Source organism: Citrobacter sp. MGH104 (assembly GCF_001034485.1).
Lineage (GTDB): Bacteria > Pseudomonadota > Gammaproteobacteria > Enterobacterales > Enterobacteriaceae > Citrobacter > Citrobacter freundii.
Window position 1 is genome coordinate 2,434,764 of record NZ_KQ089818.1, and the last position, 16,889, is coordinate 2,451,652.

At 53.5% G+C, this 16,889-nt stretch carries 16 protein-coding genes; 10 read left to right on the top strand and 6 right to left on the bottom strand.

What is annotated here, in order from left to right:
* Nucleotides 1-137 precede the first annotated feature (137 nt).
* The gene (locus SK34_RS11465) at nt 138-470 is read left to right on the top strand and encodes a YceK/YidQ family lipoprotein (RefSeq protein ID WP_003023879.1); all 333 of its coding nucleotides are present in this window, start codon (nt 138-140) and stop codon (nt 468-470) included.
* Nucleotide 471: 1 nt separating this feature from the next.
* On the opposite strand, the gene SK34_RS11470 is transcribed toward SK34_RS11465, so the two are convergent.
* On the bottom strand, nt 472-1,698 hold the full coding sequence (locus SK34_RS11470; protein WP_048233078.1) for a YidR family protein: 1,227 nt from the start codon (nt 1,696-1,698) through the stop codon (nt 472-474).
* Between the two features lie 99 nt (nt 1,699-1,797).
* Between SK34_RS11470 and cbrA the strand changes: the two genes are divergently transcribed.
* Nucleotides 1,798-2,898 (top strand): colicin M resistance lipid reductase CbrA, encoded by a 1,101-nt coding sequence (cbrA, locus tag SK34_RS11475; RefSeq protein WP_048233079.1) that lies wholly within the window; start codon nt 1,798-1,800, stop codon nt 2,896-2,898.
* A 22-nt stretch (nt 2,899-2,920) separates the two neighbouring features.
* Here the strand turns inward: cbrA and yidA are convergent, their stop codons facing one another.
* The 5 genes from yidA to dnaA all read right to left on the bottom strand — a co-directional run bounded on the left by yidA (nt 2,921) and on the right by dnaA (nt 10,103).
* Complete coding sequence (gene yidA, locus SK34_RS11480; RefSeq protein WP_048233081.1) at nt 2,921-3,733, bottom strand: sugar-phosphatase; 813 nt, start codon at nt 3,731-3,733, stop codon at nt 2,921-2,923.
* Nucleotides 3,734-3,939: 206 nt separating this feature from the next.
* Entirely contained in the window at nt 3,940-6,354 is a 2,415-nt protein-coding gene (gene gyrB, locus SK34_RS11485) for a DNA topoisomerase (ATP-hydrolyzing) subunit B (RefSeq protein ID WP_003844435.1), read from the bottom strand.
* Between the two features lie 28 nt (nt 6,355-6,382).
* Nucleotides 6,383-7,456, bottom strand: a complete 1,074-nt coding sequence (gene recF / locus SK34_RS11490) for a DNA replication/repair protein RecF (RefSeq protein WP_003844434.1) — start codon at nt 7,454-7,456, stop codon at nt 6,383-6,385.
* 138 nt (nt 7,457-7,594) lie between these two features.
* Nucleotides 7,595-8,695 (bottom strand): DNA polymerase III subunit beta, encoded by a 1,101-nt coding sequence (dnaN, locus tag SK34_RS11495; RefSeq protein WP_003023863.1) that lies wholly within the window; start codon nt 8,693-8,695, stop codon nt 7,595-7,597.
* 4 nt (nt 8,696-8,699) lie between these two features.
* On the bottom strand, nt 8,700-10,103 hold the full coding sequence (gene dnaA, locus SK34_RS11500) for a chromosomal replication initiator protein DnaA (RefSeq protein ID WP_003023861.1): 1,404 nt from the start codon (nt 10,101-10,103) through the stop codon (nt 8,700-8,702).
* Between the two features lie 297 nt (nt 10,104-10,400).
* Here dnaA and SK34_RS25190 point away from each other — a divergent pair, with 297 nt between their 5' ends.
* The 8 genes from SK34_RS25190 (at nt 10,401) to yidZ (ending at nt 16,859) form a co-directional block, all read left to right on the top strand.
* Nucleotides 10,401-10,481 (top strand): hypothetical protein, encoded by an 81-nt coding sequence (locus tag SK34_RS25190; RefSeq protein WP_418222139.1) that lies wholly within the window; start codon nt 10,401-10,403, stop codon nt 10,479-10,481.
* A 228-nt stretch (nt 10,482-10,709) separates the two neighbouring features.
* The gene (rpmH, locus tag SK34_RS11505) at nt 10,710-10,850 is read left to right on the top strand and encodes a 50S ribosomal protein L34 (protein ID WP_003023858.1); all 141 of its coding nucleotides are present in this window, start codon (nt 10,710-10,712) and stop codon (nt 10,848-10,850) included.
* A 17-nt stretch (nt 10,851-10,867) separates the two neighbouring features.
* Nucleotides 10,868-11,227 (top strand): ribonuclease P protein component, encoded by a 360-nt coding sequence (rnpA, locus tag SK34_RS11510; RefSeq protein ID WP_003023848.1) that lies wholly within the window; start codon nt 10,868-10,870, stop codon nt 11,225-11,227.
* The gene (gene yidD, locus SK34_RS23815; protein ID WP_003023846.1) at nt 11,191-11,448 is read left to right on the top strand and encodes a membrane protein insertion efficiency factor YidD; all 258 of its coding nucleotides are present in this window, start codon (nt 11,191-11,193) and stop codon (nt 11,446-11,448) included. The genes rnpA and yidD overlap by 37 nt, the downstream gene beginning before the upstream one ends.
* Before the next feature lie 2 nt (nt 11,449-11,450).
* Nucleotides 11,451-13,097: a membrane protein insertase YidC gene (gene yidC, locus SK34_RS11515; protein ID WP_003023844.1), complete on the top strand. Its 1,647-nt coding sequence runs from the start codon at nt 11,451-11,453 to the stop codon at nt 13,095-13,097.
* A gap of 105 nt (nt 13,098-13,202) precedes the next feature.
* A complete protein-coding gene (gene mnmE, locus SK34_RS11520) occupies nt 13,203-14,567 on the top strand; it encodes a tRNA uridine-5-carboxymethylaminomethyl(34) synthesis GTPase MnmE (protein ID WP_003844431.1) in 1,365 nt (454 codons plus the stop codon).
* A gap of 182 nt (nt 14,568-14,749) precedes the next feature.
* Nucleotides 14,750-15,931 carry an MFS transporter gene (locus SK34_RS11525; protein ID WP_003844430.1) on the top strand — a complete coding sequence of 394 codons (1,182 nt, stop codon included), beginning with the start codon at nt 14,750-14,752 and terminating at the stop codon, nt 15,929-15,931.
* Nucleotides 15,900-16,859: an HTH-type transcriptional regulator YidZ gene (gene yidZ, locus SK34_RS11530; protein ID WP_003023837.1), complete on the top strand. Its 960-nt coding sequence runs from the start codon at nt 15,900-15,902 to the stop codon at nt 16,857-16,859. Before SK34_RS11525 ends, yidZ begins: the two co-directional genes overlap by 32 nt.
* Nucleotides 16,860-16,889: the final 30 nt, after the last annotated feature.

Genomic DNA, 16,889 nt, shown 5'->3' on the forward strand with positions numbered 1-16,889 from the left:
TATTGCATACACTGGGGGGAGCAGTTGTTCTCGTTAAATCGCGATGGCCGCCACAGTGCGACGAAATGGTGATGTTATTTTCGCAACGGATCGCTTTAACTCACCATGCAAACACGATAAATACAGATGAATAAATGATGATTAAAAAAATGTTGGTAACACTGACGATGTGTAGTGGGATGGCGTTTGTAAGCGGCTGTTCCAGCATCATGTCGCATACCGGTGGCAAAGAAGGGACATATCCTGGCACGCGAGCCAGTGCCACAATGATTAGCGAAAGTGATACGAACTGGGGAACCAAGTCACTGGCAATTCTGGATATGCCTTTCACCGCGGTGCTCGATACGGTATTGCTACCGTGGGATCTCTTTCGCAAAGACAACTCGGTGAGATCCCGCGTAGAAAAGAGCGAGGAGAGAACCCAGGCCACGAACGCCGTTATTCCCCCGGCAGAAATGTCCGCTCCATAAGTTAACGCCCGGTTTCAGTCACCCACAGCTGGCGGAAACCCTCGACGTCTTCCATCCACGCAACCTGTCGACCATCAGGGGAGAAGACGATCGCATCGGCCGACGGCGGGTTACCATGACGTTCCGTTAAAAAATCAATCTCGCCCGTTTGAACATTACAACAAGCAATTCTGTTCTCCAGTACAAATCCCAGCCATTTCCCCGATGGGTGCCAGTTAAAGGCTGACTGAATATTCGTAGCGCATTGGGTAAGCTGACGCGGTGCTCCCCCCTGTGGGGAAATCAGCCATAGCTGCACAATACCGCTGTCATCACGCATTAAAAACGCAATCTCAGACGCCTTTGGATTACTGCGAACCCAATGGCGAGGTTGATTCACCAGCCCCGGGAAGGCGCGCTCATGGGTAAACGTCAGGCGACGTTGGCAAATACCGGATGGCGGCGCAGGCATGGTCATGTCAGTCCCCTCCAGAGGCGCGTCCCCCGGCTGTTTCCAGCCACTTTCATCCAGTGGCAAATCGACAATAAACAATTCCGGTACTTTTTCGCCATTCACTGACAACGTATCGCCGATAAACGCCAGCCTGTTTTCTCCTACCCAGCCCTCTTCATAGGCACGGTTAATCTCATCGCTACCCGGTTTTGGCGTTGGTGTCGTCTGGCTCACCAGCACGCACCAATGGCTGCCACTGTATTCACGCGGATGCTGCGCGGAGACCTTCACCGGCCCATATGGTGCAGCCACGCCGACGTTGCGTAAATCCAGCGCCGACGAGCGATCATGCAAAACATGGTCGTTATAGGTGAAACTGACAAACTCACCGTTCGGGCTAAAGACATGCACATGACTCCCGCCACGCAGCGCGCCTGGCGTGTACGGCGCGGTAATATCCATCGCATCCAGATTCTCCACCCCAGCCTGCGTAACAATCACCCCACGACGATGATGGAAGTCGTAATGCCATGTTTCATCAGGATTTTCAGGCCCGTGAATGAATACATATTTTTCCGACTTTGGATGAACGGTCACCACGCCAACGTGCGCTCCCTGAGTAGCCCGGTAAATCACCTCCAGTTCGCCAGTATGGATATTGACGCGCTCAATTGTTTCACCGGTAAAGGAGGTGCCAGAAGGACGCACATCAAAGACCAGCCACTGGCTGTCCGGTGTCCAGGTGTTAATATTGGTAAGCTGATGATTACGCGGCGTAAAGGTGATTTGCTTCATGGGATGCCCTGATACAAGACGATTAAAGCAATCATACTTCACAAGCACTTCACTTTCAGGCTTTAGCGTATCGCCATCTTCATTTTTGCGGACAGAAAGATGGAACATTTTGACGTGGCGATTATCGGATTAGGTCCGGCAGGCGCAGCGCTGGCGCGGCAGTTGAGCGGAAAAATGCGCGTGATTGCGTTGGATAAAAAACGCCAGTGCGGCAACGAAGGTTTCACTAAACCCTGCGGCGGTCTGCTGGCCCCGGACGCCCAGCGTTCGTTTATCCGCGATGGTATAACCTTACCCGTTGATGTCATCGCCAACCCGCAGATTTTTAGCGTTAAAACGGTTGATGTTGCCGCTTCTTTGACGCGTAACTACCAGCGCAGCTACATTAATATCAACCGCCATGCTTTTGATTTATGGCTTAAATCTCTCATCCCTGATGATGTGCAGGTGTACCACGACAGCCTGTGTCGGAAAATCTGGCGCGAGGGCGATAAATGGCATGTTATTTTCCGCGCCGACGGTTGGGAGCAGCAGATCACCGCGCGTTATCTGGTGGGGGCAGACGGTGCGAATTCACTGGTGCGCCGTCATCTCTATCCCCAGCACCAAATCCGTAAATATGTCGCTATTCAACAATGGTTTGCGGAGAAACATCCTGTGCCGTTCTATTCCTGTATTTTTGATAACGATGCAACTGACTGTTATTCATGGAGTATCAGCAAAGATGGCTATTTTATCTTTGGTGGCGCCTACCCCATGAAGGACGGACAGGCACGCTTTGACGCGCTGAAGGAGAAGCTGAAAGCATTCCATTTCCAGTTCGGCAAACCGGTGAAAAGTGAAAAATGTACGGTTCTGTTCCCCTCACGCTGGAAAGACTTTGTCTGCGGAGAGGACAACGCATTTTTGATTGGTGAAGCGGCCGGTTTTATCAGCGCCAGCTCGCTGGAAGGGATTAGCTATGCGCTGGACAGCGCGGAGATCCTCAAATCGGTACTGCTGCGGGATACGCCAGATATGAATCACGCTTACCGTAAAGCCACCCACAGGTTACGTCTCAAACTGTATGGCAAAATCCTGAAAAGCCGAGCCCTGACGTCGGCATTTTCCCGTAAATGGATTATGCGCAGCGGCGTGGCGCATATTCCCCAGGGAGACCATTCAGCACCACAAATCATGGCTGAAACAGGGCAAATGTAACAAGGCACTTGCCCATAATTTCTTAATTCAGCGCAAATTTCTCAATGGCATACGCGACGCCATCTTCGAGGTTGGATTTGGTCACGAAGTTGGCGATTTCTTTGACTGATGGAATAGCGTTGTCCATGGCAACGCCCACGCCTGCGTATTCAATCATCGCGATGTCGTTTTCCTGATCGCCTATCGCCATCACCTCTTCGGCTTTAATACCTAACGCATCGGCCAGCGATTTTACGCCCGTCCCTTTATTGACGCGTTTATCGAGGATTTCGAGGAAATACGGCGCACTTTTCAATACGGTGTACTTCTCTTTTACTTCTGCTGGGATGCGCGAGATGGCTTTATCGAGGATCTCCGGTTCATCAATCATCATCACTTTCAGGAACTGGGTTTCTGGATCCATTTTCTCGGCTTCACAGAACACCAGCGGGATGGTCGCGACAAACGATTCGTGCACCGTGTAGTAGCTGATATCACGGTTCGCGGTATACAACGTGTTGCGATCGAGGGCGTGGAAATGTGAGCCAACTTCCCGGGAAAGCTGCTCCAGGTAGCGATAATCGTCATAGCTTAACGCAGTTTGCGCTACGGTACTGCCATCTCCAGCTTTCTGCACCAGCGCACCGTTGTAGGTAATGCAGTAGTCACCGGGCTGTGCCATATGTAGTTCTTTCAGATAGCTGTGAACGCCGGCATACGGGCGTCCCGTGGTCAGCACCACATTCACGCCACGCGCGCGCGCTGCGGCAATCGCCGTTTTGACCGCAGGTGAAATGGTGTGATCGGGCAGCAGAAGTGTGCCATCCATGTCGATAGCAATAAGTTTGATAGCCATGAGTTCCCCGGATTAAATGAGTCCGTCCTCATGCTAACGCGATTCCGCTCAAAAAACAGCTACGAAAAGGGGGATAGAAAGGGGAATCGAGATTCCCCTTTTGACAATCGATGGTAGGCCGGATAAGGCCTGAGCCGGCAAACGTAAACGAACTGCCTGATGACGCTTCGCTTATCAGGCCTACAGGAGCAGGCCTGAGGTACATGTTAGATATCGATGTTCGCCGCTTTCAGGGCATTCTCTTCGATAAACGCGCGACGCGGTTCAACGGCATCACCCATCAGCGTGGTGAACAGCTGGTCGGCAGCAATCGCATCCTTCACGGTAACGCGCAGCATACGACGGCTTTCCGGATCCATGGTGGTTTCCCACAGCTGTTCCGGGTTCATCTCGCCCAGACCTTTATAACGCTGGATAGCGAGGCCGCGACGTGACTCTTTCTGCAGCCATTCCAGCGCCTGCTCGAAGCTGGCAACCGGCTGGCGACGCTCGCCACGTTCGATAAACGCATCGTCCTCGATCAGTCCACGCAGCTTCTCGCCGAGCGTACAAATACGACGATATTCGCCACCGGTCACAAATTCATGCTCCAGCGGATAATCGGTATCAACGCCGTGGGTACGCACGCGGATCACCGGCTCGAACAGGTTCAGTTCAGCGTCTTTACGCACAAAGCTGTTCCAGGTGCTGCCGTGAACTTCGTTTTCATTCAGCACGTTAACCAGCTGGGACACCCAGGCAGTGACTTTCGCTTCATCAGCCAGATCGGCTTCAGCCAGCGTCGGCTGATAAACCAGTTCTTTCAGCAGCGCTTTCGGGAAACGACGTTCCATACGGCCAATCATTTTCTGCGTCGCGTTGTATTCAGAAACCAGTTTTTCTAACGCTTCACCCGCCAGGGCTGGTGCGCTGGCGTTGGTGTGCAGCGTGGCGCCATCAAGGGCGATAGAGATCTGGTACTGATCCATCGCTTCATCGTCTTTGATGTACTGTTCCTGCTTGCCTTTCTTCACTTTGTACAGCGGCGGCTGTGCAATGTAAACGTGGCCGCGCTCAACGATTTCCGGCATCTGACGATAGAAGAAGGTCAACAGCAGCGTACGGATGTGCGAGCCGTCGACGTCCGCATCGGTCATGATGATGATGCTGTGATAACGCAGTTTGTCCGGGTTGTACTCGTCGCGACCGATGCCGCAGCCCAGCGCGGTGATCAGCGTCGCCACTTCCTGAGAAGAGAGCATCTTGTCGAAACGCGCCTTCTCAACGTTAAGAATTTTACCCTTGAGCGGCAGAATCGCCTGGTTCTTACGGTTACGTCCCTGCTTCGCAGAGCCGCCCGCTGAGTCCCCTTCCACCAGGTACAGTTCAGAGTGAGCCGGGTCGCGTTCCTGACAGTCCGCCAGTTTGCCCGGCAGACCCGCTAAGTCCAGCGCGCCTTTACGACGGGTCATTTCACGCGCGCGACGTGCAGCTTCACGAGCACGCGCAGCATCAATGATTTTGCCGACGACGATTTTCGCGTCAGACGGGTTTTCCAGCAGGTATTCGCTCAGCAGTTCGTTCATCTGCTGTTCTACCGCCGATTTCACCTCAGAAGAGACCAGCTTGTCTTTGGTCTGAGAGGAGAATTTCGGATCCGGCACCTTCACGGAAACAACGGCAATCAGGCCTTCACGGGCATCGTCACCGGTAGCGCTGACTTTCGCTTTTTTGCTGTAGCCTTCTTTGTCCATGTAGGCGTTCAGGGTACGGGTCATCGCCGCACGGAAGCCTGCAAGGTGAGTACCGCCGTCACGCTGCGGAATGTTGTTGGTGAAGCAGTAGATGTTTTCCTGGAAACCATCGTTCCACTGCAGCGCAACTTCAACGCCGATACCGTCTTTTTCGGTGGAGAAGTAGAAGATATTCGGGTGGATCGGCGTTTTGTTTTTGTTGAGGTATTCAACAAACGCCTTGATGCCACCTTCGTAGTGGAAATGGTCTTCTTTGCCGTCGCGCTTGTCGCGCAGACGAATAGAGACGCCGGAGTTCAGGAATGACAGCTCACGCAGACGCTTGGCCAGAATGTCGTATTCGAACTCAACGACGTTGGTAAAGGTTTCGTGGCTTGGCCAGAAACGGACCTGAGTCCCCGTCATTTCTGTTTCGCCAGTTACTGCCAGCGGCGCCTGCGGCACACCGTGCACGTAAGTTTGCTGATGCACTTTGCCTTCGCGACGAATCACCAGTTCCAGCTTCTGTGACAGGGCGTTAACGACGGAAACACCCACACCGTGCAGACCGCCGGAAACTTTATAGGAGTTATCATCGAATTTACCGCCTGCGTGCAGAACGGTCATGATAACTTCCGCCGCCGAAACGCCCTCTTCCGGGTGAATACCGGTTGGGATACCACGGCCATCATCGGTAACGGACACGGAGTTATCAGCGTGAATCGTTACCACGATATCTTTACAGTGACCCGCGAGCGCTTCGTCGATAGCGTTATCTACCACCTCGAATACCATGTGGTGCAGACCGGTGCCGTCATCCGTGTCGCCGATATACATACCCGGGCGCTTACGCACCGCATCCAGTCCTTTCAGGACTTTGATACTGGAGGAGTCATAAGAATTCGACATCAACGTTTCTCGCTCATTTTATCTTGGGTTAATCCGTTATTTTACCCTTTTCCACGGTAAACATCTTCGAATTTTCATCGGACATGTCTATAACGTGTTCAGCGCTAATTGCGCTGACAAAGACCTGAGATTGCGTGGCTTTTAAGCGGCTGGCCAGCAGCCCGCGACGCGCATCATCCAGTTCAGAGGCAAAATCATCTATCAGGTACAGGCAGCGCCGTCCGCTTTCGCGGGTCAGGAACTCCCCTTGCGCCAGACGTAAGGCGCACATCAGCAGCTTGAGCTGCCCACGCGACAACGTATCTTCCACCGGCGCACCGTCGGCGCGAATGCGGAAATCCGCCTTATGCGGACCGTGCGCGGTGTAGGTCAACATGCGATCGCGTTCAAAACTACGTTCCAGCACTTCGGCGTAATCTGTCTCTTTCTCCCAGCCGCGCTGGAAAGAGAAGGAGAGAGAAAACTCGGGAAGAAACTGCTGGCAGGTATCCGCCATATCCTGCGCGATACCGGCGCTGTACTCCGCGCGCCAGGTGCTGATTTGTTCCGCCAGTGGGATCAGTTCTTTATCCCACGGGCGCAGTTGCTCATAACGACTCACCTGGCGCAGCGCTGCATTGCGCTGCTTGAGCAGTCGCTTCAGGTTACTCCAGGCGGTGAAAAATCCGGCTTCATTGTGAAAGCATCCCCAGTCAAGGAATGCTCTTCTGTATTTGGGGCCGCCATTGAGTAAAGTAAACCCCTCAGGCGTGATCAACTGCATCGGCATCAGGTGCGCCAGTTCCGCGACCTTGTGCCCGTCAGTGCCGTCAATGCGCACTTTGCTGTCACCCAGTTTGTCTTTCGTCAGGCCAATCGACGTCTCACGTTCTTCACCCTGCAAACGCCCGTGTAAAACAAACGACTCCTGCTCGTGGCGAATCACGCGGCCAATCTGCAAACTGCGAAACGCCCGACCATGGCCGAGCGTATAGATAGCTTCCAGCACGCTGGTTTTGCCGCTGCCGTTAGCGCCTACCAGAAAGTTAAAGCCGGGAGATAAAGCGAGATCCGCATTTTCAATATTGCGGAAATCTTTAATCAGGAGTCGGGATAGCGACATATCAACTCATAACCAGGGCGTTATCGTCGCAGTTAGTCTGGTTACGGCCAGCGCACAGCAACCGGAGCGTACTGAAGTACGTGAGGATTGCGAGCACTGCCCGGAGCCAGAATAACAAGTAAGATAGCCCGATATTCTTTACAAGCGCATAGGCATGACGACATAGGCTGCAGATTGTGACGCTGCATCTTCAATCTGTACGCTCGATACGGAATCGGTCAGCAGAATACGCACGTTTTCGCACTTCAGCGCGTTCAGAACGTCCAGTACGTAGCTAACGTTAAAGCCGATTTCCAGTTCAGTACCAGGATAGGAAACATCCAGAATTTCTTCTGCTTCTTCCTGCTCCGGGTTGTTGGCAGTGATTTTGAGCTGGTTTTCGCTGACATACAGACGCACGCCACGGAATTTCTCGTTGGAGAGAATCGCCGCACGCGCAAACGCCTGTTTGAGGATATCGCAACCGGCTTCCAGATGTTTGTCCGGATTCTTCGGCAATACGCGGCGATAATCCGGGAAACGACCGTCAACCAGCTTGGAAGTAAAGATGAAGTCACCAACGTGCGCACGAATATTGTTGCTGCCAATCTGCACGCGCAGCGGGTTATCGCCGCCGTCGAGCATACGCATCAGTTCAATCACACCTTTACGCGGTACGATCACCGAATGGCTAGGCAACGGCTGACCGACAGGCATTGAACAGACCGCCAGGCGGTGACCGTCGGTCGCCACGGTACGCAACTCTTCCCCTTCGGTTTCAAACAGCATGCCGTTTAAGTAGTAACGCACGTCCTGATGCGCCATCGAAAACTGCGTGGCTTCAATCAGGCGCTTCATTGTCGCCTGTGGCAGGGTGAATTCGACTTCGCTCTGCCAGTCGTCCAGATTCGGGAAGTCGGCGGCAGGCAGCGTAGACAGCGAGAAACGGCTGCGGCCAGAACGCACCAGCATACGGTCGCCTTCCAGTTGAACGGCAATTTCCGCCCCTTCTGGTAATCCACGGCAAATATCGAAGAATTTACGCGCCGGAACGGTGGTCGCACCAGGTTCATGAGGCTGGATCAGCGCCACGCGCGCCACCATCTCCATTTCGAGATCGGTACCGGTAAGCGAAAGGGTGCCGTCAGCAACCTGCAGCAGCAGGTTTCCGAGGATCGGCAGTGTAGGACGTCCACCCAGCGGGCCGCTGACCTGCTGAAGCGGTTTTAATAAATGTTCACGTTCAACGGTAAATTTCATAGCGTCACGAAGATAATGTTCTGATTAAATTGGAGAAATCTTCTTTAATATCATGGCTTTCTTCACGCAACTGCTCAATCTTGCGGCAGGCATGAAGCACGGTAGTATGGTCACGCCCACCAAACGCGTCGCCAATTTCCGGCAGACTGTGGTTAGTGAGCTCTTTTGCCAGCGCCATCGCCATCTGGCGCGGACGAGCTACCGAGCGAGATCGACGCTTAGAAAGCAGATCCGCAATTTTGATTTTGTAATACTCCGCCACCGTCTTCTGGATATTGTCGATGGTGACCAGCTTTTCCTGCAAAGCCAGCAGATCGCGCAGCGCTTCACGCACGAAATCGATAGTAATCGCCCGGCCGGTAAAATTGGCGTTGGCGATCACGCGGTTCAGTGCGCCTTCCAGCTCACGTACGTTAGAGCGTAGACGCTTGGCAATAAAGAACGCTACTTCACCCGGCAGACGAATGTCGTTTTCGTCGGCTTTTTTCATCAGGATCGCAACACGCGTTTCCAGTTCAGGCGGTTCGATCGCGACAGTCAGTCCCCAGCCAAAACGGGATTTCAGACGATCTTCAACGCCGTTGATCTCCTTCGGATAGCGATCCGAGGTCAGGATGATCTGCTGATTGCCTTCCAGCAGGGCATTAAAGGTGTGGAAAAACTCTTCCTGCGATCGCTCTTTATTCGCGAAGAATTGGATATCGTCAATCAGCAGCGCGTCAACGGAACGGTAGTAACGTTTAAACTCTTCGATCGCGTTGTTTTGCAGGGCTTTGACCATGTCCTGCACAAAACGCTCGGAGTGCATATACACCACTTTGGCGTTTGGCTTACGCGCCATAATACCGTTACCGACAGCGTGCAGCAGGTGGGTTTTACCCAGACCCGTACCGCCATAAAGGAATAACGGATTGTAGGCGCCGCCAGGATTGTCCGCCACCTGACGTGCCGCCGCGCGCGCCAGTTGGTTAGATTTACCTTCAACGAAGTTATCAAACGTGTGTTTGACGTTGACGTTAGAACGATAGGTAGGTTCTGCCGGAGCCGGGACGTTATCCCAGCCTGGACGCGCCGCCGGAGCAGCACGTTGTGGTTGCACTTGCTGAGTCACGTGGGCGGGCGCAACAACGTTGTTGACCGGCGTTTTCAGCGTTTGCGTGACGGGTTTAGTACCGACTTCAAAGCGCAGCTGTGGGGCATCCGCTCCACAGAAATTATTGAGTAATCCATTAATATTATTAAGGTATTTATCCCTTACCCAATCGAGCACGAAACGGTTTGGCGCGTACAAAGCCAGCGTGTTATCGCTCAGTTCCGCCTGCAACGGGCGTATCCACATACTGAACTCTGTGGCTGGTAACTCATCCTGCAATCGGGCAAGACACTGCTGCCAAAGCGAAAGTGACACGGCGGACTCCACTCGAACAAAAGTCGATAAATGACAAAGGCTGAAACATTCATGATTGTTGACGCACACCGACAAGACCCTATGCAAAGGGTGACGTGCGAATTGCTATCTGCAATTTTTACCCGATCAGGATCCATTGAAACGATCAGGACCGCGGATCATAGCGTAAACTGAGAAAGAGATCTTCTGTTTCTCACAGATTCTTCCCGATTTATCCACAGGATGATCCAGAATCGGCTAAGTGTAAACGATCCTGGAGAAGTGCTGCAGGTTTTAGCGCGCATATTGAAAAAATTAATGAGTAAAGATGCTTTACTGCTTAAACGATCTAATAAAGATCCCGAGCGATCCTTGCGCTTTATCCACCAGCCCGTATAATTCTTACCCCCAGCGAGTAACGGTCGCCTTACGGCGTCAACGCTGCCTGTTTTTTACACGAAACCATGCGGAAAAAAGCGGGAAATAAGGAAAGAGAATTGACTCCGGAGTGTACAATTATTACAATCCGGCCTCTTTAATCACCCACACTGTGGCGTAAGTCGTTCGAAATTCGTTCGGGTATACGCAAAAGTCAGTGAATTTATTCAAGTTTAGGTAGAAATCGCCATGAAACGCACTTTTCAACCGTCTGTACTGAAGCGCAACCGTTCTCACGGCTTCCGTGCTCGTATGGCTAATAAAAATGGTCGTCAGGTTCTGGCACGTCGTCGTGCTAAAGGCCGTTCTCGTCTGACCGTTTCTAAGTAATAAAAGCTAGCCCCTGAGTGGTTAAGCTCGCATTTCCCAGGGAGTTACGTTTGTTAACTCCCACTCATTTCACATTCGTCTTCCAGCAGCCACAACGGGCTGGCACGCCGCAAATCACCATCCTCGGCCGCCTGAATTCGCTGGGGCATCCCCGTATCGGTCTTACAGTCGCCAAGAAAAATGTTAAACGTGCGCATGAACGCAATCGGATTAAACGTCTGACGCGTGAAAGCTTCCGTTTACGTCAGCACGACCTTCCAGCAATGGATTTCGTGGTGGTGGCGAAAAAAGGGGTTGCTGACCTCGATAACCGTGCTCTCTCGGAAGCGTTGGAAAAATTATGGCGTCGCCATTGTCGCCTGGCTCGCGGGTCCTGATAGCCCTTATTCGGGTCTATCAACGCCTGATCAGTCCGCTGCTTGGGCCGCATTGCCGTTTCACTCCAACCTGTTCGAGCTACGGAATTGAGGCATTGCGCAGGTTTGGAGTGATAAAAGGCAGTTGGTTGACGGTGAAACGCGTATTAAAATGCCACCCTTTACACCCTGGTGGTGACGATCCCGTCCCGCCCGGACCATTTGATACCAGAGAACACTAACGATGGATTCGCAACGCAATCTTTTAGTCATCGCTTTGCTGTTCGTGTCTTTCATGATCTGGCAAGCCTGGGAGCAGGATAAAAACCCGCAACCTCAGGCCCAACAGACCACGCAGACAACGACCACCGCAGCGGGTAGCGCCGCAGACCAGGGCGTACCGGCCAGTGGCCAGGGGAAACTGATTACGGTTAAAACTGACGTGCTTGATCTGACCATCAACACCCGTGGTGGTGATGTAGAACAGGCTTCACTGCCAGCTTACCCGAAAGAACTCGGTTCTACCGAACCGTTCCAGTTACTGGAAACCACGCCACAGTTCATCTACCAGGCTCAGAGTGGCCTGACAGGTCGTGACGGCCCGGATAACCCGGCTAACGGCCCGCGTCCGCTGTACAACGTCGAGAAAGACGCGTTTGTACTGGCTGACGGTCAGAACGAACTGCAGATCCCGATGACCTATACTGACGCAGCGGGTAACACATTCACTAAAACGTTTGTACTCAAGCGTGGTGAATATGCTGTCAACGTTAACTACAGCGTGCAGAACGCCGGCGAAAAACCGCTGGAAGTATCCACCTTTGGTCAGCTGAAGCAATCCATCAATCTGCCATCTCATCGCGACACAGGTAGCAGCAACTTTGCGCTGCACACCTTCCGCGGCGCGGCGTACTCCACGCCGGATGAGAAGTATGAGAAATACAAATTCGACACCATTGCTGAAAACGAAAACCTGAACGTCAATGCTAAAGACGGCTGGGTCGCAATGCTGCAACAGTATTTCGCAACGGCATGGGTTCCGCGTAACGACGGCACCAACAACTTCTATACCGCTAACCTGGGTAACGGCATTGCCGCTATCGGCTATAAGTCACAGCCGGTACTGGTACAGCCTGGCCAGACTGGCGCGATGACCAGTACCCTGTGGGTCGGCCCGGAAATTCAGGATAAAATGGCGGCCGTTGCACCGCACCTGGATCTGACCGTGGATTACGGCTGGTTGTGGTTCATTTCTCAGCCGCTGTTTAAACTGCTGAAGTGGATCCATAGCTTCCTGGGTAACTGGGGCTTCTCCATCATCGTTATCACCTTTATCGTTCGTGGCATCATGTACCCGCTGACCAAAGCGCAGTACACCTCCATGGCGAAGATGCGTATGCTGCAGCCGAAGATTCAGGCAATGCGTGAGCGTCTGGGCGATGACAAACAGCGTCAGAGCCAGGAAATGATGGCCCTGTACAAAGCTGAGAAGGTTAACCCGCTGGGCGGCTGCTTCCCGCTGATCATCCAGATGCCAATCTTCCTGGCGTTGTACTACATGCTGATGGGCTCCATTGAACTGCGTCATGCACCGTTCGCTCTGTGGATCCATGACCTGTCTGCACAGGACCCGTACTACATTCTGCCAATTCTGATGGGCGTGACGATGTTCTTCATTCAGAAGATGTCTCCGACCACCGTAACCGACCCGATGCAGCAGAAGATCATGACCTTTATGCCGGTCATCTTCACCGTGTTCTTCCTGTGGTTCCCGTCAGGTCTGGTGCTGTACTATATCGTCAGCAACCTGGTAACCATTATTCAGCAGCAGCTGATTTACCGTGGTCTGGAGAAGCGTGGCCTGCATAGCCGCGAGAAGAAAAACTCCTGATTCGGTGTAGGCCGGATTAGGCGAAGCCGCCATCCGGCAAACGGAACATAAAGTAAAGGGCGGTCATTAGACCGCCTTTTTTATTGCATTAAGAAGAGACAAACCATGAGCCATAACGACACCATCGTCGCTCAGGCCACCCCACCGGGACGTGGTGGCGTGGGTATCCTGCGTATCTCCGGCCTGAAGGCGCGTGAGGTCGCAGAAACCGTACTGGGGAAACTACCCAAACCGCGTTATGCCGATTATCTCCCGTTTAAAGACGCGGATGGCAGCACGCTGGATCAGGGGATTGCCCTGTGGTTCCCCGGCCCGAACTCCTTTACCGGCGAAGACGTTTTAGAGCTTCAGGGCCACGGAGGTCCGGTGATTCTTGACCTGCTGCTCAAACGTATTCTGACCATTCCCGGGCTGCGCATTGCCAGACCCGGTGAATTCTCCGAGCGCGCGTTTCTCAATGATAAGCTCGATTTAGCCCAGGCCGAGGCGATTGCCGACCTGATCGATGCCAGCTCGGAGCAAGCCGCTCGCTCGGCGCTGAACTCGTTGCAGGGCGCATTTTCCGCACGGGTAAATCATCTTGTGGAAGCACTCACTCACCTGCGCATCTATGTCGAAGCGGCGATCGACTTCCCGGATGAAGAAATCGACTTCCTGTCTGACGGCAAGATTGAAGCGCAGCTCAATAGCGTTATCAGCGATCTTGATGCCGTACGTGCCGAAGCGCGTCAGGGTAGCCTGCTGCGCGAAGGGATGAAGGTAGTCATTGCCGGTCGCCCTAACGCCGGGAAATCGAGCCTGCTGAACGCGCTGGCAGGCCGTGAGGCGGCTATTGTGACCGACATTGCGGGGACGACTCGCGACGTACTGCGTGAGCATATTCATATCGACGGTATGCCGCTGCACATCATCGATACTGCCGGTTTGCGCGATGCCAGTGATGAAGTTGAACGCATCGGTATCGAACGTGCCTGGCAGGAAATCGAACAAGCCGACCGTGTGCTGTTTATGGTGGATGGCACCACCACCGACGCCGTGGACCCAGCTGACATCTGGCCAGACTTTATTGCCCGTCTGCCAGCCAAACTGCCGATTACCGTGGTGCGTAACAAAGCGGATATTACCGGTGAGACGCTGGGCCTTAGCGAAGTAAATGGCCACTCACTGGTTCGTCTCTCCGCACGTACCGGTGAAGGTGTTGACGTACTGCGTAACCATCTCAAACAGAGCATGGGCTTTGAAACCAATATGGAAGGTGGCTTCCTGGCGCGTCGTCGTCACCTGCAGGCACTGGCAGAAGCGGCGGAGCATCTTGAGCAGGGTAAAGCCCAACTTCTCGGCGCATGGGCCGGAGAATTGCTGGCAGAGGAGCTACGTCTGGCGCAGCAGAACCTCAGTGAGATCACCGGGGAATTTACCTCCGACGATCTGCTGGGACGAATTTTCTCCAGTTTCTGTATTGGTAAGTAACGTTGTGTTGCCCGGTGGCGCGATGCTTGCCGGGCCTACAGGCCCTGTAGGCCGGATAAGGCGTTTACACCGCCATCCGGCAACAACAATTTCCCATGCGGAAATCACTGTTGTCCAAATGGCAACTCGTGCAGTTGACTCTCTGACCGTATGCTTAGCGCCACATTTCTCATGAGGTCGCTATGACACGCTTTCTAATCTGCAGTTTCGCCCTGGTTCTTCTTTATCCTGCCGGTATTGATATGTATCTGGTGGGGCTGCCCCGTATTGCGGCCGATCTACAGGCCAGCGAGGCGCAACTGCATATCGCGTTTTCGGTTTATCTGGCGGGAATGGCGACGGCGATGCTTTTCGCCGGAAAAGTTGCCGACCAGTCAGGACGTAAACCAGTCGCTATTGTCGGTGCACTCATCTTTATTTTCGCCTCTGCGCTGTGTTCATTTGCCGAGAGCGGTACGCCGTTCCTGGTAGGCCGCTTTATTCAGGGTGTGGGCGCCGGCTGCTGCTATGTGGTGGCTTTCGCTATTCTGCGCGATACGCTCGACGATCGTCGCCGGGCGAAGGTACTGTCGTTGTTGAACGGTATTACCTGTATCGTGCCGGTGCTGGCTCCGGTGATGGGGCATCTGATCATGCTCAAATACCCGTGGCAGAGCCTGTTCTACACGATGATGGGAATGGGTGTGGCTGTTTGCCTGCTGTCGGTATTTGTCCTGCGAGAATCGCGCCCAGCAACGTTTATGGCGACGATGGAAAAGAACCACACTACCGAATCACTGGTAAACCGCTTTTTCTTAAGCCGTCTGGCCATTACCACCCTTAGCGTGTCGGTGATCCTGACCTTCGTGAATACGTCTCCGGTGCTGCTGATGGAAGTGATGGGCTTCGACCGCGGCGAGTACGCCACTACCATGGCCATGACCGCTGGCATCAGTATGGCGGTCTCTTTCTCTACGCCATTCGCCCTGAGCGTGTTTAAGCCTCGCGTTATGATGCTAACCTCGCAGGTGCTGTTTCTGTGTGCTGGCGTGGTGTTAACCCTTGCTACTTCACACGCGGTAACGTTGTTCGGGCTAACCTTAATCTGCGCCGGATTCTCGGTCGGTTTCGGTGTTGCGATGAGCCAGGCGCTGGGACCGTTCTCGCTGCGCGCGGGCGTCGCCAGCTCGGCATTAGGTATTGCACAGGTTTGCGGTTCCTCGCTGTGGATTTGGCTGGCGGCTGTTCTTGGCCTTGATGCGCTGAATATGCTGATCGGGATTCTGATTGGCTGTAGCATAGTGAGTATCATGCTGATTATCACTGTTGCACCTAACCGGTCCGCGCCAACTCATGAAGAAATCCCTCAGCAGTCTCGATCTTAATTTATTGCTCTGCCTGCAGTTGTTGATGCAGGAACGCAGCGTCACTAAAACCGCTAAACGGATGAACGTCACTCCGTCGGCGGTCAGTAAGTCGCTGTCGAAGCTGCGGGCCTGGTTTGACGATCCCTTGTTTGTGAACACCCCGCTGGGGCTATCGCCGACGCCGCTGATGGTCAGCATGGAGCAGAGCCTGGCTGAATGGATGCAGATGGGCAATCAGCTGCTCGATAAACCGCACCATGAATCGCCGCGCGGGCTGAAGTTTGATCTGGTGGCCGAAACGCCACTGGTGATGATCATGTTCAACGCGCTCTCCCGGCAGATTTACCAGCGCTATCCTCAGGCGACGATCAAAATACGCAACTGGGACTATGATTCGCTGGATGCCATTATTCGCGGTGAAGTGGATATTGGCTTCACCGGGCGCGAAAGTCATCCGCGTTCGCGCGAACTGCTGAGTTTGTTGCCATTGTCGATCGACCATGAAGTGCTGTTTTCCGATCTGCCCTGCGTCTGGCTACGTGAAGATCATCCCGCACTGCAGGAAGAGTGGAATCTGGACACCTTTCTGCGCTATCCGCACATCAGCATTAGCTGGGAGCAAAGCGATACCTGGGCGCTGGATGAAGTCCTGCAAGAAATGGGGCGCGCACGCAATATCGCGTTATGTCTGCCTGGTTTTGAGCAATCGCTGTTTATGGCAGCGCAGCCGGATCACGCGCTGATTGCCACCGCACCGGTTTATTGCCAGCGTTATAACCAACTCCACCAGCTTCCACTCGTTGCGCGGCCGATGCCATTTGATACGGCGCAACTGGAAAAAATGCGCGTACCGTTTACTCTTCTTTGGCATAAACGCAACAGCCACAATCCTAAGATCGTCTGGCTAAAAGACACGATCAAGGCGCTTTATCGCGATATATCCTGACGATCCGTCATTTTGGTGTTTCAAAATCGA